Source organism: Neptunomonas sp. CHC150 (assembly GCF_030397555.1).
GTDB classification, from domain to species: Bacteria; Pseudomonadota; Gammaproteobacteria; order Pseudomonadales; family Balneatricaceae; genus Neptunomonas; species Neptunomonas phycophila.
In genome coordinates this window covers 43,732-64,925 of the sequence record NZ_JAPNXU010000008.1, presented here as the reverse complement: position 1 = coordinate 64,925, position 21,194 = coordinate 43,732, and the positions used below count along the sequence as shown (strand labels likewise).

Genomic DNA, 21,194 nt, shown 5'->3' with positions numbered 1-21,194 from the left:
CTTCTGGATCGGCTTCTTGTTCTTAGCGATAGGAGCAATTACATCGGTGGTGCTTGTCGGCTGGTTTATTATTCTATTTTGGGTCATCTGGCTCATTGTTCGCTGTGTTAAAGGTATGAAAGTATTGGATCAGCAGCAAGCGCACCCGAACCCTACCGGCTGGTTCTTTTAAGTTATCGCCTATCGATAAGTAAAACATATTTGTAAACAGCAACGTCGGTTGCTGTTTTAGTTTGGGCATCGAGAAAGGTTTCGGCTTTGGAGTTTAGCTAATAAAACGTCAACAGATCATTCTTTCGAGTCTAACTAGTCCATGCACTCAAACTAAATTCTGATGTAAAGATTTTAAGCTAATAATGATGGAGTTGAAGAAATATAGATCCAACCGATAATTTAGAATTTTAGAGTAAGTTTTAATGCGAAATCAGGGGCTGGGTATTATCGGCAGGTTTAGGGTACTCTAATATCCTATAGTTATATCATATAGAACAAAAGTTATAAGGTTTAGCTAATACCAACAAATTTAAGCTGCTAGTAGGAATTCTTAAAGCTTAAAACAATTCACTAAAAGAAGAGGAATCTTGGGGAAATGCGTAAGTATTTTATTGTTATATTATATTTCTTTTGTATAGGGAATGTTACGAATAGCTATGGTGGAGAAGTTAAAGCGAATTATTATTTGAATATAAACTCTAAGGGCGCATTATTCGCTATTTATTTAAATGGAATAAAGGTAGATGATAGGATGAGTGAGTCACATCAATCGATATCGATTCCTTTAAATATAGCTATGAAAACTGAAGATAATGAATTAGAAGTAGTTTTTTCTCCTGTTATTGGAAGAGATGGGGGGAAGTATGACTTTTTAATAGGCCCTAAGGAAAGTTTTTATATAAACCTTAGTTTAGAAAGAGTCAGTTTTAAAAATAGAGATCGTGAAAAAGTCACATTATTGAATGTCTCCTATGATATGCAAGAAGAAAAAATAGTTACTTCGAATACTTTTAATGGTCAAGATGTTTTGTATACATCTGAAAATATAAAAGTATTAGAGAAAATAAAGTATAGAGAAAGTAAAAGGCTGTATAATCCATATGCAAAACCTTTCGAAGCCTTTTCCGTGACGAGCAGTTTTAATACTAAAGATTGGTTTCCAAGTTTTATATGGGAGAACTCTAAAAAATTAGAAGTTAATGAAACTTTAAAAAACGAGCTGAGAGAAGCTTATAACAAGTTATATAGAACAATAGATGACAATAACTATAATGGCTTTCTAGGATATATGTCGGACTTATGGGTTTTTACAGCAGAATGCTTAGGGCTTGATGGGCTGCAAGGTTACTTGAGTAGCATATCTTTAGATAGAAATAATCTACGATCTCCCGGTGATGGCACTACTTTAGCTCCGCTCAATATCCCAAAAGATAATGATGACTTTCATGTTGAAATCCTAGGGAATGGAAAATTGGCTACAACTCTTCCAACACCAATTAAGTGGGCAAAACCAAATGGTAAAGGTTCTATTTTAAAAGTGGCATTTTATAAGGATAAAAACGATGAATGGCGCGTAGGAGCTGTTTTTTAATGAAACCAATATCCCGCCTAGGAGACCTCCACTCCTGCCCTAAAAAAGGCTGTGGAACCACCCCTATCGTTTCCGTCGCTTCTGATTCGGAAGTCGACGGTAAACCCATCGCGTACGTCGGCTGCAAAACCAGCCACGGTGGAACCATTATGACAGGCTCGGCAACGTGTTTAGTTGATCCGTAGCTCTAAAACAACACAATCCAAAATGACAGAAAAGGAACTTCACATGACTGATCAAGTGATCAACACCTCATCAACCAATAGCGGCTCTGCAAAGCTGGTCTACATTCTGTATCTAGCAGGTATCGTATTCGGAATTACAGGCTTGATAGGTGTCATCATGGCCTACATTAACAAAAGTGATGCCCCTGAATGGCTAAAAACACACTATCAATTTCAGATACGTACCTTCTGGATCGGCTTCTTGTACTTAGCGATTGGTGCAATTACATCGGTGGTGCTTGTCGGCTGGTTTATTATTCTATTTTGGGTCATCTGGCTCATCGTTCGCTGCGTTAAAGGTATGAAAGTATTGGATCAGCAGCAAGCGCATCCGAACCCTACCGGCTGGTTCTTTTAAGTTATCGCCTCGCGTTCAGTAAAACATATTTATAAACAGCAGCCTCGGTTGCTGTTTTAGATTCTAGCCCTGTACTGGTTCGTTCACCGGAAGACTACAAAGCACAGCTCTATCAATCACTACTGCATAATGGACTCGATCTAATCCGCTTAGGCGACGTAGAGCCTCTACTGCAACGCTTTAAAACGCGCGACATGGCACAAGACCTAGTGCAACTAGCGCGACAACCCACTCTACTCCAGCAAGCTGCGCAACTTCACCACAGCGCCCCATTCGCGCTATGGGCCATCATCGATGGCGCTAACTGGCCAGAGATCCAGCAAGAGCTCGAAGCGCACGACCCGCCGCACGCTTGCCTGTACAGCACACTGGATGAAGAAAACCGAGCCATGGCCCCGTGGTTAGTCAAGCTTGACCCCGACAACCCAGTTACTGAACGGTTTAAAGAACAAGACCAAATCAACCACAGCGGTATCGTCTTTAGCAGCAATCAACCCATCAAAGCGCTGCGCGAGCACTTTCGGCTATTCACTATGCTCTGGACACCGGCGGACGACAAATCGCCCATCTACTACCGCTTTTACGACCCGCGCGTATTGCTCGACTCGCTACACATCTTAGATGATTGGAAAATCGGCCGACTCCTGCAACCCATCGAGCAGCTATACATCCCCCTATCGCCTCTGCTTGGCTTAGCCGAACACGAAGACATCGACAACAGCGTCGACCTCTTTGGTGAGGAGTACACCTACCAAGGCCGAGTCCTCGTCGTGGCACCACAAGCCGAACTCCCGGACGGAACGGTGAACAGCCGAAAAGCGTTTAAAGTCACTGAGCGCGAATTCGAACGGTTTGGGGAGTTGCATGGGGTTCGGGCTAAGAGACAGCTGGCGAGAAAGTTGGAAGAGCTCTACAAACAAGAATTTAAATTCAGTAGTTACGTAACCGCTGCCGAGCTTGCCACGTTAAAAGGTAATGAATTTGAGATGACATCACAGCGTCAAGTCACCACACTTGCACAATGCCTATTGCAGTTTGGAGAAGAGTTCCCCAAAGGGTATCACGACGCTGTCGTAATACTGGAAAATAAAGCGCTTTTTGCTTGGCAAAAACGCAACGAACTATTTGATTGGATTCCGCGAGGCAAGGTTCGTCGAGACCTACTTAATAAATCCAAGATGAAGTAAAAGGAATTACGATGGCAGCAACTTATCAACCAACGCTAGAAGATATAGCGCATCTTGCTAAAACACAACCAGAGAAATTTTCGAGTGCGTTTGGCACATTAAGGTCTATCGAGAATGTAATGGGACACGACCCTATTGTTAGCGCTAGTACAGGGCCTGCTACAATTAATAATCATTATGATGATTATTTGAAACACGGTGGTGAGGAATTACTGGAAAGCCCAATACCTAAAGAAATATCAATTATAAATGATGTACCCTCTGTTGATTCGGATTTTAAAAATGCCGCCTGTGACTGTGAGAGTAATGCGCCATGTTGTATCAAAACACTCATTATTGGGTGTGATCACAAAAGTAAGAAGATAAGTCTTCCCGAAAACGACGATAAAAATAAAAGTCATGTTTGTACTGTTGCGCTTATAGCAGATAAACAGTTAGGTAGTGCTAAAGGGGATAAGTTAAAGGCTACTTTTTATCATGGGTTTGAGCATCGATGTGGGATGGTTGAAGGACCTTACTTATTGCTAGAAGGTGATGGCATTGAAGTTTCTGGACGGGAAATAAAAGAGAATATTTATTATGATGATAGAAAAAAGTTCTCGCTGCTTAGTGACTACAAAAAAGTTAAATTTTTAGCCTTTGATCTTTTTGATCCACTAGAATGTGAGAGGTTGGCACAAGAATATAAGTTGAAGGTGGTTAGTTGTGAGGGGGCCGGAAGTGACTTCGGGGCAATTATAAAACTGTACCCGCATGTGCAGTGGAAGGGTAGCCTCTCTAGTGAGATGGCAGGCACAATATATTCTAATCCTATTCCACCTAAGTATGAAGGTAAGATAGCTTTAGGGCTGGAGGGGGTATACGACTCAGATATACTTAAGATTGAAATACCTCTTAAAGAGGAAGGTAACGAATCTGCCAACGCGCAAGATATGATGCCTTTCTATAAGGACATATCCGGGGCTATAAGTAATAAACTGAGGTTTCCGCGTCAGGACATTAAAAGTGACCCGACACAATCCTACATAAAGATTAATCAAGCTTTTAACGTTAAAGATGCAGGTTTTAAAATTGTAGAGTTAGATGATAAAAGTGACGTTGGTATCGAGGGAAAGATTAAAGTAAGTTTTGATCCTTTTCTCGGTGTAGAGATTAATGTAGACATTGTTGATGCGGTGCTAACAGCACTAAAAGCTTATCCTGCACTCTCAGGTATTTCATCTGCTATTAAAAAAGCTAGGAGTAGAGCTGCCCTAGGAGTATCTACTGCTAATGGTAAAACAAAAGCAAGCTTTCACGCTGGTATAAACCTTATAGCAAACTCGAAGGTGGCAGCAGAATATACTGTTTCTAAAGTTTTGTCAGAAAAAAATTGGAAAAAAGAAGCTAGTGGTAGTGGTGCTATAGGTTTGGAAGTCAGAGCGGTCGTAAAAGGAGAAGGAGAAGGAGAAACATATTTTATTAAGGGAAGTTTTTGAGGCTGAAGGCAAGGCTAAGAGTGAGGTAGCATTAAAGCTCTCAGGAGGCTCTGATAAAAACTACAATGCAAAATGTGAACTAGGTTTTAGCGGTATAAAACTGGAGTATAAAGCTAAAGCTTCTTTAGGGGGGCTCGTGGCGGGATTTCGAAGTCCAATGGGGGGGGAGTTTGTTGTTTTAGATAAATCAGGTTTAGGTTCTTTTACTATATAGTGGAGGGTATGATGTCTTGTAAATTTTGTTTTTTTTTTTGTTGTTTTTTAGCTATTCAGTTATAGGTGCAGATATGGATGATAAAGATTTTGGTTTGGATTATCGTGTTGATAATGCTTATTTGGAGGTTTTAATTAATGACCTTCCTATAGTTGACCCAGGTTTTGATATCGGAACATCAGCTGCTATGGAATCAAATATTGACTTCAAGCATTTTTTATACGATGGTCATAATAATATTAAATTTATAACTAGGAAAGTAGATAATGACAAAGCGGCTGTTTTAAATCTTTCATTTAAAACATGGGATGCAGATGAATTTCATATGCCGTTTGAGGTAGATGGTAACGGCTTCGATATAAATTTCGATTATGAAGATGAAAATTGCACCGTGGAGTCCCATAGTGACAGTATTAAAGTAGAGTCGAGTGAGTGTAGCGTTAGAACGGTTGAAAATGGCTATCTGTTAGATGTTGATTTCGAATTAGATTACAAAGGCTTTTATGATTCTAAGTATATTTCAGAAGCTGTTCTTGTAAAGGATCCTGCTTTAATAAAAACTAAGCTTGTTGATGAGTATAAGAAAATTTTCTCTTTTTATGAAGATAAAGACTGGGATGCTTTAGAAAAATACTTGTCTCCGATGTTAAATAAGCAGGCTGAAGATACCGGCTGGTCGAAAAAAGAAATTTTCAAATCCTTATATGGTAAGTACTTGGTGGATAGAGAATTTTCTTTAAGTAACTTTGATTTGGCGGATACCTATATATATATAACTGGAAATAATAAGCTTTTTTCTATCGTAGAAAATCCGTTTCGGCTAGTAAATGAGAAAACCACAGAGTTTACCATGCCTATATTTTATTTTTGGTTAGATAAGAGCGGTGAGATTAGAATTAAACAATAATGAAACCAATAGCCCGCCTAGGAGACCTCCACTCCTGCCCTAAAAAAGGCTGTGGAACCACCCCTATCGTTTCCGTCGCTTCTGATTCAGAAGTTGACGGCCAGCGTGTTGCTACGGTCGGTGATAAAACCGGCTGTGGTGCGGTTATCGTTCAAGGTTCATCAACCATGGATATGAACGGTAAACCCATCGCGTACGTCGGCTGCAAAACCAGCCACGGTGGAACCATTATGACAGGTTCGGCTAAGTGCTTAGTTGAGCCGTAGCTTTAAAACAACACAATCCAAAATGACTGAAAAGGAACTTCACATGACTGATCAAGTGATCAACACCTCATCAACCAATAGCGGCTCAGCGAAGTTGGTTTATATTCTATACCTCGCCAGCATCGTGTTCGGTATCACTGGCCTAATCGGATTGATTATGGCGTATATCAACAAAGGCGATGCCCCAGAGTGGTTGAAAACACACTACCGATATCAAATCCGCACCTTCTGGATTGGTTTTTTGTATTTCTTTATTGGTGCCATCACATCGCTCATCTTAATTGGCTACATAATTTTATTATTCACCGTGATCTGGCTTATCGTTCGTTGCATCAAGGGCATGAAAGCACTGGATCAGCAGCAAGCACACCCGAACCCTACCGGCTGGTTCTTTTAAGTTATCGTCTATCGATAAGTAAACAGCAACTTCGGTTGCTGTTTTAGTTTGGGGTCCGCCAACCCATTAAACTGCTGTACATCCCCTGTCGCTCCTGTTTGGCTTAGCTGAGCACGAAGAGATCGACAACAGCGACGATCTCTTTGGTGATGATTACACCTAGCAAGGCCGACTACTCGCCGTTGAACCATAAGCCGAACTCCCGGATGCAACGATGAACAGCCGAAAAGTGTTTAAAGCGAATGAGCGCGAGTTCGTACGGTTTGGAGAATTCATGGGGTCGGGAGCAAAGGCCACTAGCGAGCTTCTTATGCTCTAAGGCATCATGAACAAACTATTAAACTTTCTGATCCTAAATACTCTTTTGCTTTAGATCCCCTGTTGAGTATAAAAACTCATATTGATGTTATTGATACGGTTTAGGAAATAACAGGGCTACATACAGCTATAATATCTATATCAAATGGAATAAGAGAAACACGAAATTCGGCTAAAGCTTAGAGCCGGAAGATGGATGTATCAGTATAATTTAATTGTTCAATATATATTCAGAGGTAAGCACTCCTTCGCACTAAATGTGTATTTCTAAAATAGTTTTTGAGAATAAATGGTGTAAAAAGTTTAGGAAAGTTAGCTTTGTGGGAAATGGTGATGAAGGGAAGTTATGTGTTGCGAAATATTAGTTAAAATTGACTGGAATAACGTTAGAATTCTTATCTAAGGTACAGCTTGGTTGGTCTAATGAAGACTAAACTGATTGGGAAAATGAGGAATGGACGGCAGATGTTAACACTGAATATAAAAAGAAAATTCCTTTAAATAAAGGTGGAGGGTTATGTGAGATTTTTTTATAAAGTTCTAGGTTTTACTTGTTTTGCTTTCTTTGGTTTGGCTGCTTATGGAGATGATAACAGTCCTTCAGAAAATAGGTTTTTTTTAGAGTATTCTCTGGCTGCTTCTGGTTTTAAATTTAGAGTCAATGATGTTCCTGCAATGTCTCCAAGCTATCAGATTGGTACGATGGGGAATATAAGAAGTCGATTTCCAATTAACCAACTATTATATAAAGGTAGAAACTTTATAGAAATTGAATTCAAGGTTAAAAAGAAAAGTGAAGATGGGTTGCGGATAAGGCTTTCTATAAAAAATAGTGGTTTAAATTCAGATGTTTTCTCAGATGATAACTACGTTTTTGATTTTAAGGTTAATGTGAATCATGACGATAATTCTTTTGAAGTAGTTGAAAGTAAGGGAAATCAATCAGTTTCTAATGTTGATTTTAGAAAAGTCTCAGGTTCTGAGATGTTAGAAGAGTGGAATAAATATAGAATTAGTTTTGATCTGGCTTATGATTTCTATGAGAGCCAATATAGAAATTTAGGTTTGGCTTTGTCTGATGAAGATTATGATGGAGTTTTTAAGGCGTATAAAGATATTTATCTTGCAATTGAAAGTAATTCTTTAAAGCCTCTGTTGAAAGGATTCTTAGATAAGTATAGCCATGATACCGGTATGGAAAATGATGAAATATATGAAAGTTTATTTTCGGATTTTTTGGATCCAGAACTCAACTATGAGTTAAACAATTTTGATATATCTAATAGTAAGCTCGTTATAGTTGGTAATGGTAAACTGGCACTATTAGATCCAAGCCCAATATCATATTCGAGTGATGTCTTAGGTGAGGAGGAAAGAATTATGATTATGCTTTGGAAAGATAAAAACGGCATGTGGAATATTAAGGACTAACTATGAAGCCCGTTGCGTACGACGGCTGAAAAGTCAGCCAAGCTGGCACCCTTCTTAAAGATCCAGCTTCGTACGTAATTGTGCCATCGCTTTAACTTAACCGACTGAAAAAGAACCTCACACAATTGATCAAGTGCATCAGTTAATCAGTAATGAAAGCATTAGATCAGCAGCAATCGCCCCTGAATCCTATCGGCGGGTTCTGTTAAGTTGCCGCCTTTCGTTGTTCATTTATGAGTTTTGTACTTATTATCTGAGACTCAAGCCACGCGTACTAATAAGGATGTGATATGAATAAGTGCTTACCCCGCTGCAGGAACATGATTAATACAGTGCTTTGTGTTTGGCTTTTTTGTGCGCCGGCGTGGGGGCTGACATCTGAAACACATCATGCGGTCAATGAGGCTTCTTCTACTTCTGCTGTAACTGCGGCCGAGTTCGAAAATACCGAACGTGTTATCGATGCGAACCAGCCTATTAATGATGCACAGATTCAGTCACGAGTCCTCGGTATTTTAACCACGGCTGAGCAGTACACGGATTTATCAGTCGAGTCCCGTCAGGGGTTGGTCTTTTTATCGGGAGAGGTGACGCAGGAGCGTTTTGTTGCTTGGGCGGCTGACATCGCTAAAAACGTGGAAGGCGTCGTTGCCGTGATCAACAATATAACTGTCGCGGAGACGAGTGTGCTGGACATGGCTCCTGTGCGCGCGGAGATGACGCGCTTGTGGTATGCCAGTTTGCACGTGCTTCCTATGATCGCGATTGGTTTAGTGGTGCTTTTTGTATGCTTTGTGTTGGCTCGGCCACTAACCAATGTATTGATGAAGCCTTTTGTTCAAGCAGGCCAAAGCCAGCTGGTTCAAATTGTATTACGTCGTGCGATTACGCTGTTTATTATTCTCTTTGGTTTTTACTTTTTCTTGCGTATTGCGGGGCTCACTCAAGTGGCGGTAGCTATTATTAGCGGCACTGGGGTTATTGGTTTAGTGGTGGGGTTTGCGTTTAAAGATATCGCCGAAAACTTTATCGCTAGCTTATTGTTGAGCGTTCAGCGCCCCTTCCAAATTAGCGATGTGATTGAAGTGAATGGTCATAAAGGGGTTGTGCAAAAAATGACAGCTCGGGCGACTACACTGGTCGATTTTGACGGTAATCATATTCAAATCCCTAATGCGACTATTTACACCAACGTGATAAAAAACTGGACTGCCAACCCGCTTGCTCGCGGCAGCTTTATGTTGGGCATTGGGTATGATGCCAGTATTCGAAAGGCGCAAAATCTGGCGATGCAAGTACTGGTTAAACATGAGGCGGTATTGGGTGATCCCGAGCCGCAGGTGCTGGTGGAGTCATTAGGGTCGGCAACTATTAACTTACGTATCTATTACTGGGTTGATCAGCGCTCGCACAGTGGGGCAAAAGTAGGTTCGATTCTGATGCGTTTAATTATGCGAGAGCTGGAAAGAAACGGCATTAGTATGCCAGATGACTCGCGTGAGATTATCTTTCCACAAGGTGTTCCTGTCGTGGTTACGGGGAATGAAGCACACGCCCCCATTGTTTCAGGAACGCTCCCGAATGCTTCGCCATTAGGCGTTGATAGAAGCGTTGACGCCTTGGTTGATGAGGATTTAGAAGTGGGTGAGCATGATGACCTTAGCAGTGATACTGACGAGATTCGTGAGCAGGCTGCCGCGTCGCGTGATCCAGAGCAAGGCCGGAATATTCTTTAACCTGTGCTATGGTTTAATAAACCTATCACTAAAAGAGTCGTATAGTCTGCTTCATGGAAAATATACGTTCAATGACCGAAGCGCTTTACGCTGACATACCGGCTGAAGCTGTTTATCACTACACTACCTTTTCTGGTCTGATGGGCATTGTCGAAAGCGGCAGCCTGTGGGCCAGCGATATTCGCTATATGAATGATTCAGCCGAGCTAAATCATATGGTGACGTTAACGCGTGCCGAAGTGGAAGAGCGGATCGCATTGGGCCACCCTAACCCGCGCTTGCTAAATCAGTTTTTAGATTGGATTACCCGCCGTGTTACCAATGGGCATATGCTTTTTTCTGGCTCGTTCCGTGCTAACGGCAACCTGCTGAGCCAGTGGCGAGGCTACAGTGATTTAGGTAAAGGTGTAAGCATTGGGTTTGATCCCAACCATTTATTAACTTGCGCACGTAAGCAAGGGTTTATGGTTGGGCGGTGTGTGTACGATCCCAAACGTCAGCGCCAATTGATCCATCAAATTGTTGATCATGTAGAAGACCTTGCCGCCAGTGCGTGTGGTGTACACGGTTGCCAGACTGATGAGATTTTTGCGGATGTGTTTGAGCGGGTCGAAAGTGATTTATTACGTATTGCGGCTATTTTAAAGCACCCATCATTCCAAGAAGAAGCTGAATGGCGAATCGTTTCGCCTATCGTAACGGATTTTAAAGACTCGTCGGTGCATTTTCGTGAAGGGACGCACATGTTAGTCCCCTACTTTAAGTTTTCGTTAGTTGCTCCACAGCAGGAAAAACCTAAGATTTTGCATATCTTCTTAGGTCCCACACCCAACATTAGCCCGTCTATGAACTCCTTGAGTATGTATCTAGCCAAGAATGGCGTATCGCCTATTCGCGGTATTACTTATTGTCAGATCCCTTATCGCCAGCGCTAAGGTAAACAGTGAATTGCGTTATATAAAGCCAAGTTTTGATTGCCTCGCTTAGCTTGTGTGGTGAATATGCCGATAGAGCGGTATTTCACTAACAATGAATAAGTGCAAATAGGAAAGGGCATGGAAAAACTAAAGGCGATAAGCCCCTGGTGGCTTTTAGCGTGTGCTGTACTCATTTTGGCGTACAACATGGGGATTCGGCAAAGCGTGAGCTTGATGATGCCGCAAATGAGTGCGGGTTTATCGATTCCTGTTTCTGAAATCTCGCTAGGCTTTGCTGTTCAAAATTTAATTTGGGGGGCTGTTGCGCCCGTGGCTGGCTTATTAGCCGAGCGTTTTGGTACAGCGCGTGTACTGCTGGGGGGCATTCTCATTTATGGTGTGGGCCTTCTCGTTGCCAGTGCTGCCGATAGCGGTGTTCTTTTTTTTGTGGGTAACGCGTTGTTGATTGGTATTGGCGCGGGTGCAACCACCTTCCCTATTGTGTTGGCTGTAGTGGGAAAACGCTTTCCGGCTCATAGACGGTCACTAGCGTTAGGTATTGCCACGGCTGGTGGCTCGCTAGGCCAGTTTGGCTTTGCATTGTTTGTTGGTAAGCTGGCTCCGGTTGCTGGCTGGTCGGGTACGTATTTTTGGTGTGCTGTGACCAGTGTTGCTGCTTTGTGTTTAGTCTTAGGGTTTGTGAATCGTGAAGCGCCATCATCGAATATGAGCTCTAGCCAAACGGCTAAGCCGCTATCGCTAAGGGCCATTTTTGACTGGGGGATGATTGGACGCGCTTTTAAAGTGCGCGAATATCAGCTGCTCAATGTAGGTTTTTTTGTGTGTGGTTTTCATATTGCTTTTATCACTGTGCATATGTCTGGGCTGGTAGCGTATTGTGGTTTGTTACCCGCCGTGGCGTCAGATTCCTTAGCTATCATCGGTATCATGAATGTAATAGGTGTGATCTTAATCGGCTGGGCTGGGGATAAGTGGCATAAACCGTGGTTGCTTGTTTTAGTGTATTGGTTGCGTGCGTGTTTATTGATCGCGTTGCTCTTGCTGCCTAAAACTGACACGATTTTCTATCTGTTTAGTGGCTTGATGGGCATGTTGTGGTTGTCTACCGTGCCATTGACCAGCGGTAGTGTTGCACAAATTTTTGGGACGAAAAATTTAGCTTCATTGTTCGGCATGGTAATGCTTAGCCATCAAATCGGTGCTTTTTTTGGCAGCTGGTGGGCTGGTTTAACCTTTGAATGGTTTGGTTCTTATGATTTAGCGTTAATCGTGAGCGCCCTATTAGGCTTGCTGGCCGCCGTAGTGCACTTGCCCATAACGCCGTTGCGTATGGAGCGGTTTAGTCCCGCATAAAGCTTATAAAGCGTACAAGAAAGACCAAGGCGCCTGCTAGGTGCCTTGGTGAGTGATGTATGCGGCTTACGACTTGGCTTTTGGTGGCGGTACTAGCTTAAAACCGGCCTTTGTCGGACGGCGTTTCCACCAGAGCACATAGCCACCCACGGATAAAAAGATAATGAGCAAACAGAGCACCGTGTTGATAACAAGGTTGAGCTTTGTCCACGTCCCCATGTGTAATGGGATCCCTATGGCCATCGCTTTTGCCATTAGCCCGTATTCATCAAAGGTAATATCGGCCAGAACGTTCCCTGTGTACTGATCCAAATGCAGGCTTCTGTCTTGAGTTGCATCAGTAATATCGCGGCTCATGGTGGCGGCCATCACAGAGTAGACTCCCGTTTCGCTTTTGGGCAGATTTACACGGAAATAGGTCATGCCGTTATCACGTGCGTAGCTAACTACGGTGTCTAGGTTAACGGGTTGGGTTTTTGGGATACCGGGTAAACCGGCTAGTGAACCAGATGCCGGTAGCGGTAATTGTTCTAAGTTCCACGGTACCTCTTCGTGCACTCCAGGATTGAGGTCGGCATGGGTAAGTTCAGAGGTTGGAATGCCGTCGTATACGCCAGCGGGGAAGCTCCCCCAGGCTTGCAGCACTTTAGCGCCGGTAATCCCCGTCCAGGATAAACCGGTGATTGCGAACAACAATAGCGCCATGGCTACATAGACACCTGTCATGGTATGCAGCTCTCGCCATAATGAGCGCCCCTTACGTTTCCAGTGAGGCTTCCATTGCGATAGGCCCGTACGCCGACGCGCGGTCCATAAATAGACACCCGTAAAGAGCATCACAAAAGTGAGTATCGCCGCCAGCTCGATCATAGCGTCACCCCAGGAGCCTAACAAAATAGTCCCGTGAATATTATCGGCCCATGCGTACAGAGTACCATCCTGATTAAGACTGCCTAAAACCTGGCTAGTATAAGGGTCAACAAAGGTGAGCTGGTTGGCTCCTTCGGAGGTGCTCAAGACAAATCGTGTGGGTTCGGATGGAGCATGCGGGACAATCATTTGTTTGATGGTCGCGTCGGGATATTGGAGGCTGACAGCATGGCGTTGTTGCTCCCATGTTTGATAGCTAGCGCCTACTTCATGGGTGGGTAGTTTAACAAGGTTGGGGTGCAATAACGGTTCGAGCACAGGCGTGTATAACATCATAATGATGCCTGTAATGCTGAGCATTAGCATAAAAGGGACGACATACAAACCCGCAAAAAAATGAATGCGCCATAAGGTCATATAACGGCGCTTATGCATGGCTGAATCGCTGTGTGATTTCTCTAACGTATCGGTTGCTGAACCGTTGATAGAGGCAATACCGGATGTTGAGTGGCTCACGCCTAAATCTCCCTATTACCCGCTTCTTAATAGCGCATGGCGACTAGTAAAGCAGGGCTAGTTGTTTTGGCGTGTAATCTATCAAAAACGTTTTGAGTGCAGTATGTGGTGCATTGACGCACCTTGGATCGTATAAACCGGTGTACGTGACAGGATTATCATCAACAGCGTAGTTTTATCTTCACAGGAACTGGGGTGGAAGGTTAAGCGACCAGCTAGCTTCTATTGGTCGTTTTCTAAAAGCTAGCCGGTGGGAAACTGCCAAGATCAAGTGGCCCCTTACAGGATGATCAATCTTGGCTGGAAAGAGATGCTTAACCTTCCATTTTCTTTTTTGCTTCACCCATCATGTCTGTTTTTTTCATATCATCCGCTTTATGCATCATGTCATCTTTTTTCATGTCGTCTGCTTTATGCATCATGCCTTCATTTTTCATGTCGTCCGCTTTATGCATCATGTCATCTTTTTTCATATCGTCTGCTTTATGCATCATGCCTTCTTTTTTCATGTCATCAGCTTTGTGCATCATGTCAGCTTTTTTCATCTCTGCTGTCTTGTCCATGTCGGCTGCGATAGCAAGGGATGTTGTGCTCAATAAAACAGCGGTACCTAATGTGGCTACGATTTTTTTACCTGCGTTCATAACTATTACCTTCTAATTTATGTTGGGTTTATAAGAGAAACGGTAAACGATATGTTGCTTACTAATAGCTTTAGTCGAAACACGGAGCGATTCCTTACACTTTTTTTTTAATATTTTTTATCGCCTGATGGCACATCACGTTGCAGAGGGGTTCGCCTGGCGCAAGAATGAGTGAGTGTCGCTTTAATGACTCACTAAAAATGGTTAGGGCAATTCAAAGGATGAGGGGATAGGATCAGCTTTACTAAGGCTGGGGTATTCGGAACTAATTAGGTCAAGGAGAGGGCTATGTGGAACACACGTTTTGCGGCAATAACGACATTAAGCGTTATGCTTGCGCTAACAGGATGCGGCGGTGGCGGCGGATCATCCAGTGATGATGACGAACCGGCAACAGCAGAAGGCCGATTTTTAGACAGTCCTGTGGAAGGTTTACAGTACACCTCTGGTGATATCACGGGTGTTACCGACGCTAACGGTACCTTTATTTATTCGGTAGGCGGGACGGTATTATTCACGGTGGGAGATGTGGTATTAGGAAGCGCCAATGGCTCGACCGTGATTACGCCGTTGGACTTAGTCCCTGATGCGGCAGATGAAAACGACGATACGGTTGTTAATTTACTGCGCTTTTTACAATCGCTGGATGCGGATGGCGATCCTGATAACGGAATAACTATTTCGGCAACGGTACAAGACTACTTCAATAATCAAACTATCGATTTCGAGCAAACGGTAGAAGCATTTGAAGCAGATGAGACCCTATTATCAATACTTGATCAAATTCCATTGGATGAAATCGGCAACGATCGGGAGTTAGTAAGTGCGTTTAATGCGTTAGCTCATTTTCAGATTACGTTGGCCAGTTTAGATGTGGCTGATGATATTGATGACCTCATAGAAATATCAGAAGCCGATATTATAAATTACCAGGAGGCTGGGGTATGGCGCTCGGCTTCGGCGTTCTCGTTCACCTTGAATGACAGCTATTCTTTTGGCGGACAAACCTACACGATGACCGCCGATGTCGGAATGGAAAGTGTGGCTGTGAGCATTTCCGAAGAGGTCAATGCGACGTCATCGCTTGTGACCAGTTGTTATGTGAATGGACCTGAAACAATCGATGTGTCCGACTGGTTAGATGCAGATACCGGCGAAGAGGACATGGATATTTGTGATGACGAAACGCAAAAGTACTATCGTAATGCCGATGGCTCAGAGCTAGCCATGGTGCTTTATTGTGGTGCTGATGCGTATGGCCGCATCGATTTTAAACACCTTAGCGATGTGCCTGCATTTGATTTTGGTACGCTCAGCTTTACTTCTGGCCTTTACAATGACCTAGACAGTTCTGATGGAGTGTGCGGCCAGCTTGAAGACCTTGAGACGCAAACCACGGTTACTCCTGCCTTAGACGCCGTTGAATCTGGTGATTCTAAAAGCTACGAAATTGGCGTTATGGCGCCCTATGGTGGCCAATACATCATGTTCTATTTCGAGTTTTTGAATAAGCCTACGGCGGGTAACTACACGGTCGTCAATAATTATGTAACAGACGATCTAGTAGGCAACCAAGTGTTAGTAAGGCTGCATACGTCTGCGGCGGAAATGGGTGGCTACTTAGACGATCCTGAGGTGATACGTGCTGTTAGCGGAACAATAACATTGAGCGCTTTAGGTACATACAGTGCATCGGGAAGCTTTGATCTGGTGATGGATAACAGTGATGATATTGAAGGTGATTTCAATTTTGCACTGCAGTAAACAGCCATAAAAAAGGGCCTGAAGCGTATCTGTTTCAGGCTCTTTTTCAGTGTAAGGCTGTGGCTTTGTTAAGCTATGACCGGAAATAAATGATTATCCCAATGGACTGGCGTAGCATCAAAACGAATAGCTTTGCGCTCTAGACCGGCTACATCCACATGGTATAAGCGCCCTCGTCCCGTACTGACAATAAACTCCCCTGCTTTATGGGTGCGTGCTAAACCGCATCCATCTTTGGTTTTCACCGTGCCTATCAGGGTGTAATCCATCATGTCCCAGATCATGACTTGATCTCCGCGAGGGGCGGATACTGCAGCATATAAGCCAGACTGATCAAAACAAGCGCTACCGCAGTATTGATCCAATTGGCTTTGTAATGCGGGAGGAATCTCAAGTGGCCTTAGCGGCTCTCCTCGTCGATGGCTAGCCATGATGGGAACTTGATCGGCTGGGTGCCCTTGATACTGCATTGCGATAATGACCTGCCCCTGTGCAGACAGGTCAATATGGCGGATGCTGCATTGGTGATATTCATCGGCCAAAAAAGCTTGCTCCAATAAAGCACCGCTGTGTGCATCTAAATACACAAGCGACGGCTTCATTGTATCGAGGTTTGTCTTTTCGCGTCCTTCGGTACGAATACCTCCATTGGCAACGACGAGCGTTTTCTGATCGCGAGATAAAATGACTTGGTGCGGCCCTATCCCTTGTGTACGAAAGCGTTTGACGACGGCAAAGTCGTCTTCAATATCCCGAACAATGACCATGCCCTCATCAGTTGCCATATTGTTTTCGGTAGTGATGATATATCGGCCATCGTCAGAGACTTGAGCATGACCATATAGATGGTAACCCGGCTCGCTCTCCACCCGTTTAACCAGCGTTAATGTCTGGTAATCGACAATTTCAATAAAAGTGCCGGGACGACGCGCAATTCCCAGAATCCACGGACGTGTAGGGTGGCTGATTACTTGATGAGCGCGATCCGGAACGGAGTGTCTCATCAGCTCATGGCCTTCACTATTTACAACATGAATATAGTACAGCCCGTCGTCGCCTTGGCTGGCCGAAGCATATAGCGCCTGACCATCTATTATCGCTTGGCTATCCTCAGCCTTGGCCGCTAGCGAGAAGGAGCTGCTGACGGCAGGCGCAATGGTAAGCCATTTTAAAAACTGACGACGATTAATCTCCATCACGGCTGTTAAATCCTAATTGCACATCTAACAATTGCATGGCATCAAGTAAGTTGTTTTTAAGCGCTCGAATAGTGTCCGCTGCCGCTAACATTTGTTCGCGTTGCTTCGGCGTGACGGTATTTGCAGGTTCGGTAATAGGCGCAAGTTGCGCTTGAGCTTTTTCAAAGAGTGCGTCGATCTCTGTCGCTAGGTCTGATTGACCATTATCCGCTAGCACGGCTTCTACGTTAAGAGGGCCCGTATCGCTGTATAGCTCATGCAATGTGGCTATATTTGTACGTACATTCGCAATCGAAATACCGCTGCGCCAAGACTCACTTTTTTTCCATCGTGTCTCTTCTGGTGTATCACCTAAAGGTGCCAGCAGCTTGCTATCACGAATGGCTTCTAGCGGTTCAACTAATGATTTCATAAATGCGGTGGCGGCATCTTTATGAGATTCATAGTTCTCCTCTTCCCCGACAACGGCCATCGATTCGGCCTCGGCTTCCCACTCATCATGGACAGAAGCGACGTTCCAGTTGATATGTTCTGCAATGCCTACGGCTAACTCACAATGAGGAGAGTTGGGAGTTAGGTCTGTTGTAGCAGAGGGGGCGAATAATAGGCGCTCAAGTGCAGGAAACCCTTTGATGCTGACGCTGGCCGCATGAAAAAACTCGGTATCATAGGCTGGCTCGGGCATTGTAAGTGCTTGGCGGAGCTGGCGAGCGCCTGTGTTCTTTTTATCGGGCCAATACTCAAGACTAAAGTTACGCATGAGCAGTGTAATAGGGCCAAATTGAATGTGCTGTATCCCCTGCCAAGCATCCATAGCGTTGCGGTAGGCGTCTTGTGCGGCGGTTAACCGGTTAGCTTTTTGGGCCGCGGGAGTGTCTACTGAGCAGAGGTCTTGGGTGGCTTCGGACAGTTTAAGGCTGTTCGTCCCTAGCTGTTCATAGCGCGGCATAACGTGACTATGAATAATGCTCTGGTTCAGTTCGGCCCATGTAGAAGGCTCTGGTGCTGCTAAAACTAAACTAGAATAACCAGTGGCCGAAGCTAATGCGGCCGCTAATAAGGTAGTCGAAAACTTCATTTATAATGACTCCAGAAATTGGATCAGATCCTTTCGCTCATTTGCCGTGAGCTGGCTATAGTGTTGTCGAGCAGCGTCGGCTTCCCCGCCATGCCATAAGATGGCCTCCTGTAGGCTCCTCGCACGGCCGTCATGTAAGAATTGAGTATGACCGCTCACCATCTGAGTTAACCCAATACCCCACAAAGCGGGAGTGCGCCATTCACGCCCGTTGGCTTGGTATTCGGGGCGATGATCAGCAAGGCCCTCTCCCATGTCATGCAGTAGTAAGTCGGTGTACGGCCAAATCGTTTGGTCGGCCAGGCTTGCTACCGTGTCGGATCGTGTTTGGTAACTTGGTATATGGCATTGGCTGCAACCAATGCGCGAAAATAGCTGCTCGCCTCGTTTGACGGAACCAGAATGGCGATTACGCTTATCGGGTACGGCAAGATGCTGGGTGTAAAATGTGAGCATCTTTACCATGTCGTCAGATGCTTCGACACCATCTAGGTGCTGACTGTTCCCGTCGGGTAACGATTGGCACAAAGATTGTGCCTCAGTGCAATCGGCAAAACCAGCAGGGAACAGTGTGTTGGATATACCGATATCATTGCGCAACGCCATGCTATTTTGTTGTTCAATAGTGGGATGGCCGGCTTTCCAGCCAAAACGGCCTATGGCGGTCTGTTGCGTTTTGTAATCCCAGACTCGATTGGCGTGGCCCGAAATGCCATCTTGGTTAAGGTCCTCGGGATCTTCGTGGGCTAGCAAATCGGCTTCAGAAATTGCTTCGAGCAAACCGAGGCCTACCATCGCTGGTGCTACGCGCATGGACATCATAGTATCGGGGTGGAACGACCCATAGCTTAAGTCGGTGATCGTGATTCTAGGTTTTCGTAAGATAACTTGTTCGCCATCAGCAAGCGTAACGGTGTGCTCGTCATACTCCAGTGCTATGCGCCCTTCAGCGGGTAGCCCTTGAATAGACATGTCTTGTAATTGATTGCCATAAGCTGGTTCCGGAATGACTCCCAGTTTACCTTGGGCGAGTAATGTTTCTTGCTGCTCGTTCTGTGGAGCAATGCTCAGATGTATAACCGTCGATGTTGCGGGCTTAAGTTGACCTACATCGGGTGGGTGGCCTCTCCCGTCCCTAACGTGGCAGCGCATGCAAGACCGAGCATTAAACAGAGGCCCCAAGCCATCGCTAGCGGTAGTCGAAGACGGTGATGATACCCAGAGTTTCTTGAATAAACTGTGCCCTAAGTTGAAGGGCATGCGCTCTTCAAAAGACAAGTTACTGGCAGGCTGCGCGAAAGCGTTAGGCGACGCGGGCTTATGCAGTGTTGCAGCGTCCGCCGTTGGTGCGTTTCCCTGGATCGACAGCAATGGTAACGAGGTAGCGATCTCGGCGGTTAAGCATGAGATCGCTACTGTTCCCACAATGAACAGGGTGTGGTGCAGTACCGACATTTATCCCTGAATTGAGCTAGGGTTGTCTAAGCTGTCGGATCCTTCCAATTCGATATTGTCCAAGCCGAGAGTGCTAATCGCTTTCTCGATTGACTTGGTTTGTGTTGTTAGGGCATCCACTACTTTTTGAACAACCGCATTGCCTTCAGTGTTACCGCTTCCAATCAGTACATCAAAGGTATTGCCCTTTTCTGCCTCATCAACCATCGCTTGCATGGCGGCTTCTGTTGAATTGAGCTCGCTAACCAACTGGGTATCCACTTCGGGAGCTTGAGCTTTAACCAGATCAGATAAACTAGGGCCGCTTACTACGCTGCCGTCAACACGGGTATAAGTACCCATGTAAACATTTTTTATGCTTTTAGCATCATAATAGTGGGAGTTGTGCGTGTTATCAGAGAAGCAATCGTGCTCTTCTTCTGGATCATGCAGCATCAGACCTAGTTTAATGCGTTCACCCGCGAGCTCACCATAAGATAGCGAACCCATACCTGTGAGCATAGTCGCTAGACCGCCCTTTTCGCCTTTCTCGGCTAACTGTTTACGAGCGTCACCGCCCTCTTTCCAGTTTTCAGTCATCTCTTCTAGATCAGAAATCAAGAGATCAGTCGCTGCTTCCAAGTAAGCACGACGACGATCACAATGACCGCCGGTGCAATTGTCTAGGCTGAAGTCAGTAGCTGGACGATTACCGGCGCCAGGTTCTGTACCGTTAAGGTCTTGGCCCCACAGTAAAAACTCAATAGCGTGGTAGCCCGTTGCTACGTTAGACTCAACTTCATCGGCTTCTTGTAGAGTATCGGACAGCAAAACAGGCGTGATATCGGTTACATCAACGGTTTCGTTACCAATAGTAATTGATGTGTTAGCTATCACGTTGGCAGCATAAACGGGGTTCTCATCAGATTCAGAACCGTAACTGTTCGCGTCAACGTAATCGATCAGGCCTTCATCTAATGGCCATGCATTGACCTTGCCTTCCCAGTCATCAACAATAGCGTTACCAAAACGATACGCTTCCGTTTGTTGGTAAGGAACACGTGCGGCTAACCATGCTTTACGTGCTGCCTCCAATGTTGCTTGTGTTGGCTCAGCTAATAGTGCATCAATTTTAGCTTTTAATGTGTTGGCCGTGCTTAATGAGTCAGAATAGGTCGCTTCAGCAATATCGCCGTAAGTTTTTAAAACTTCTGTTGCTGTCGCTGCAAGAGCAACGGGTGTGGCAGCACTAATGGCGATGGCAAGTGCCAGCCGGGAAACCGTTTTCATAAAACAC

The 21,194-nt window shown here is 44.6% G+C and carries 19 protein-coding genes; 13 read left to right on the top strand and 6 right to left on the bottom strand.

Going from position 1 to position 21,194, the window contains the following annotated elements; all coding sequences use genetic code 11:
* The first annotated feature begins 589 nt into the window (after positions 1–589).
* The 12 genes from OW491_RS09580 (at position 590) to OW491_RS09525 (ending at position 12,392) form a co-directional block, all read left to right on the top strand.
* Positions 590–1,585 (top strand): hypothetical protein, encoded by a 996-nt coding sequence (locus OW491_RS09580; protein ID WP_290035764.1) that lies wholly within the window; start codon positions 590–592, stop codon positions 1,583–1,585.
* Positions 1,585–1,770, top strand: coding sequence for a PAAR domain-containing protein (locus OW491_RS09575; protein ID WP_290035763.1), 186 nt, complete (start codon positions 1,585–1,587; stop codon positions 1,768–1,770). The genes OW491_RS09580 and OW491_RS09575 overlap by 1 nt, the downstream gene beginning before the upstream one ends.
* A gap of 43 nt (positions 1,771–1,813) precedes the next feature.
* Positions 1,814–2,167 (top strand): hypothetical protein, encoded by a 354-nt coding sequence (locus OW491_RS09570; RefSeq protein WP_290035762.1) that lies wholly within the window; start codon positions 1,814–1,816, stop codon positions 2,165–2,167.
* 194 nt (positions 2,168–2,361) lie between these two features.
* Complete coding sequence (locus OW491_RS09565; protein WP_290035761.1) at positions 2,362–3,354, top strand: DUF4123 domain-containing protein; 993 nt, start codon at positions 2,362–2,364, stop codon at positions 3,352–3,354.
* A gap of 11 nt (positions 3,355–3,365) precedes the next feature.
* Positions 3,366–4,832 (top strand): hypothetical protein, encoded by a 1,467-nt coding sequence (locus OW491_RS09560; protein WP_290035760.1) that lies wholly within the window; start codon positions 3,366–3,368, stop codon positions 4,830–4,832.
* A 287-nt stretch (positions 4,833–5,119) separates the two neighbouring features.
* Complete coding sequence (locus tag OW491_RS09555; RefSeq protein ID WP_290035759.1) at positions 5,120–5,953, top strand: hypothetical protein; 834 nt, start codon at positions 5,120–5,122, stop codon at positions 5,951–5,953.
* Positions 5,953–6,219 (top strand): PAAR domain-containing protein, encoded by a 267-nt coding sequence (locus tag OW491_RS09550; RefSeq protein WP_215151450.1) that lies wholly within the window; start codon positions 5,953–5,955, stop codon positions 6,217–6,219. Before OW491_RS09555 ends, OW491_RS09550 begins: the two co-directional genes overlap by 1 nt.
* A 43-nt stretch (positions 6,220–6,262) precedes the next feature.
* Positions 6,263–6,616: a hypothetical protein gene (locus OW491_RS09545; RefSeq protein WP_178967701.1), complete on the top strand. Its 354-nt coding sequence runs from the start codon at positions 6,263–6,265 to the stop codon at positions 6,614–6,616.
* Between the two features lie 837 nt (positions 6,617–7,453).
* Positions 7,454–8,365 carry a hypothetical protein gene (locus tag OW491_RS09540; RefSeq protein WP_290035755.1) on the top strand — a complete coding sequence of 304 codons (912 nt, stop codon included), beginning with the start codon at positions 7,454–7,456 and terminating at the stop codon, positions 8,363–8,365.
* Between the two features lie 290 nt (positions 8,366–8,655).
* Positions 8,656–10,101: a mechanosensitive ion channel family protein gene (locus OW491_RS09535; RefSeq protein WP_290035753.1), complete on the top strand. Its 1,446-nt coding sequence runs from the start codon at positions 8,656–8,658 to the stop codon at positions 10,099–10,101.
* Positions 10,102–10,154: 53 nt separating this feature from the next.
* Positions 10,155–11,036 (top strand): DUF2971 domain-containing protein, encoded by an 882-nt coding sequence (locus OW491_RS09530; RefSeq protein WP_075174311.1) that lies wholly within the window; start codon positions 10,155–10,157, stop codon positions 11,034–11,036.
* A 120-nt stretch (positions 11,037–11,156) separates the two neighbouring features.
* A complete protein-coding gene (locus tag OW491_RS09525; RefSeq protein WP_075179643.1) occupies positions 11,157–12,392 on the top strand; it encodes an MFS transporter in 1,236 nt (411 codons plus the stop codon).
* A 66-nt stretch (positions 12,393–12,458) separates the two neighbouring features.
* On the opposite strand, the gene OW491_RS09520 is transcribed toward OW491_RS09525, so the two are convergent.
* Positions 12,459–13,778, bottom strand: coding sequence for a PepSY domain-containing protein (locus OW491_RS09520; protein ID WP_290035751.1), 1,320 nt, complete (start codon positions 13,776–13,778; stop codon positions 12,459–12,461).
* Between the two features lie 314 nt (positions 13,779–14,092).
* On the bottom strand, positions 14,093–14,422 hold the full coding sequence (locus OW491_RS09515) for a hypothetical protein (RefSeq protein WP_290035750.1): 330 nt from the start codon (positions 14,420–14,422) through the stop codon (positions 14,093–14,095).
* A 288-nt stretch (positions 14,423–14,710) separates the two neighbouring features.
* Between OW491_RS09515 and OW491_RS09510 the strand changes: the two genes are divergently transcribed.
* Entirely contained in the window at positions 14,711–16,186 is a 1,476-nt protein-coding gene (locus tag OW491_RS09510) for a hypothetical protein (RefSeq protein WP_178967707.1), read from the top strand.
* A 68-nt stretch (positions 16,187–16,254) separates the two neighbouring features.
* On the opposite strand, the gene OW491_RS09505 is transcribed toward OW491_RS09510, so the two are convergent.
* Genes OW491_RS09505 through OW491_RS09490 form a run of 4 tightly spaced genes read right to left on the bottom strand, consistent with a single transcriptional unit; the run spans position 16,255 to position 21,187 of the window.
* Complete coding sequence (locus tag OW491_RS09505) at positions 16,255–17,382, bottom strand: DUF1513 domain-containing protein (protein ID WP_290035951.1); 1,128 nt, start codon at positions 17,380–17,382, stop codon at positions 16,255–16,257.
* Entirely contained in the window at positions 17,372–18,463 is a 1,092-nt protein-coding gene (locus tag OW491_RS09500; protein WP_290035749.1) for an imelysin family protein, read from the bottom strand. Before OW491_RS09500 ends, OW491_RS09505 begins: the two co-directional genes overlap by 11 nt.
* The gene (locus tag OW491_RS09495; RefSeq protein WP_290035748.1) at positions 18,464–19,918 is read right to left on the bottom strand and encodes a di-heme oxidoredictase family protein; all 1,455 of its coding nucleotides are present in this window, start codon (positions 19,916–19,918) and stop codon (positions 18,464–18,466) included.
* Entirely contained in the window at positions 19,919–21,187 is a 1,269-nt protein-coding gene (locus tag OW491_RS09490; RefSeq protein WP_290035746.1) for an imelysin family protein, read from the bottom strand.
* Positions 21,188–21,194 lie beyond the last annotated feature (7 nt).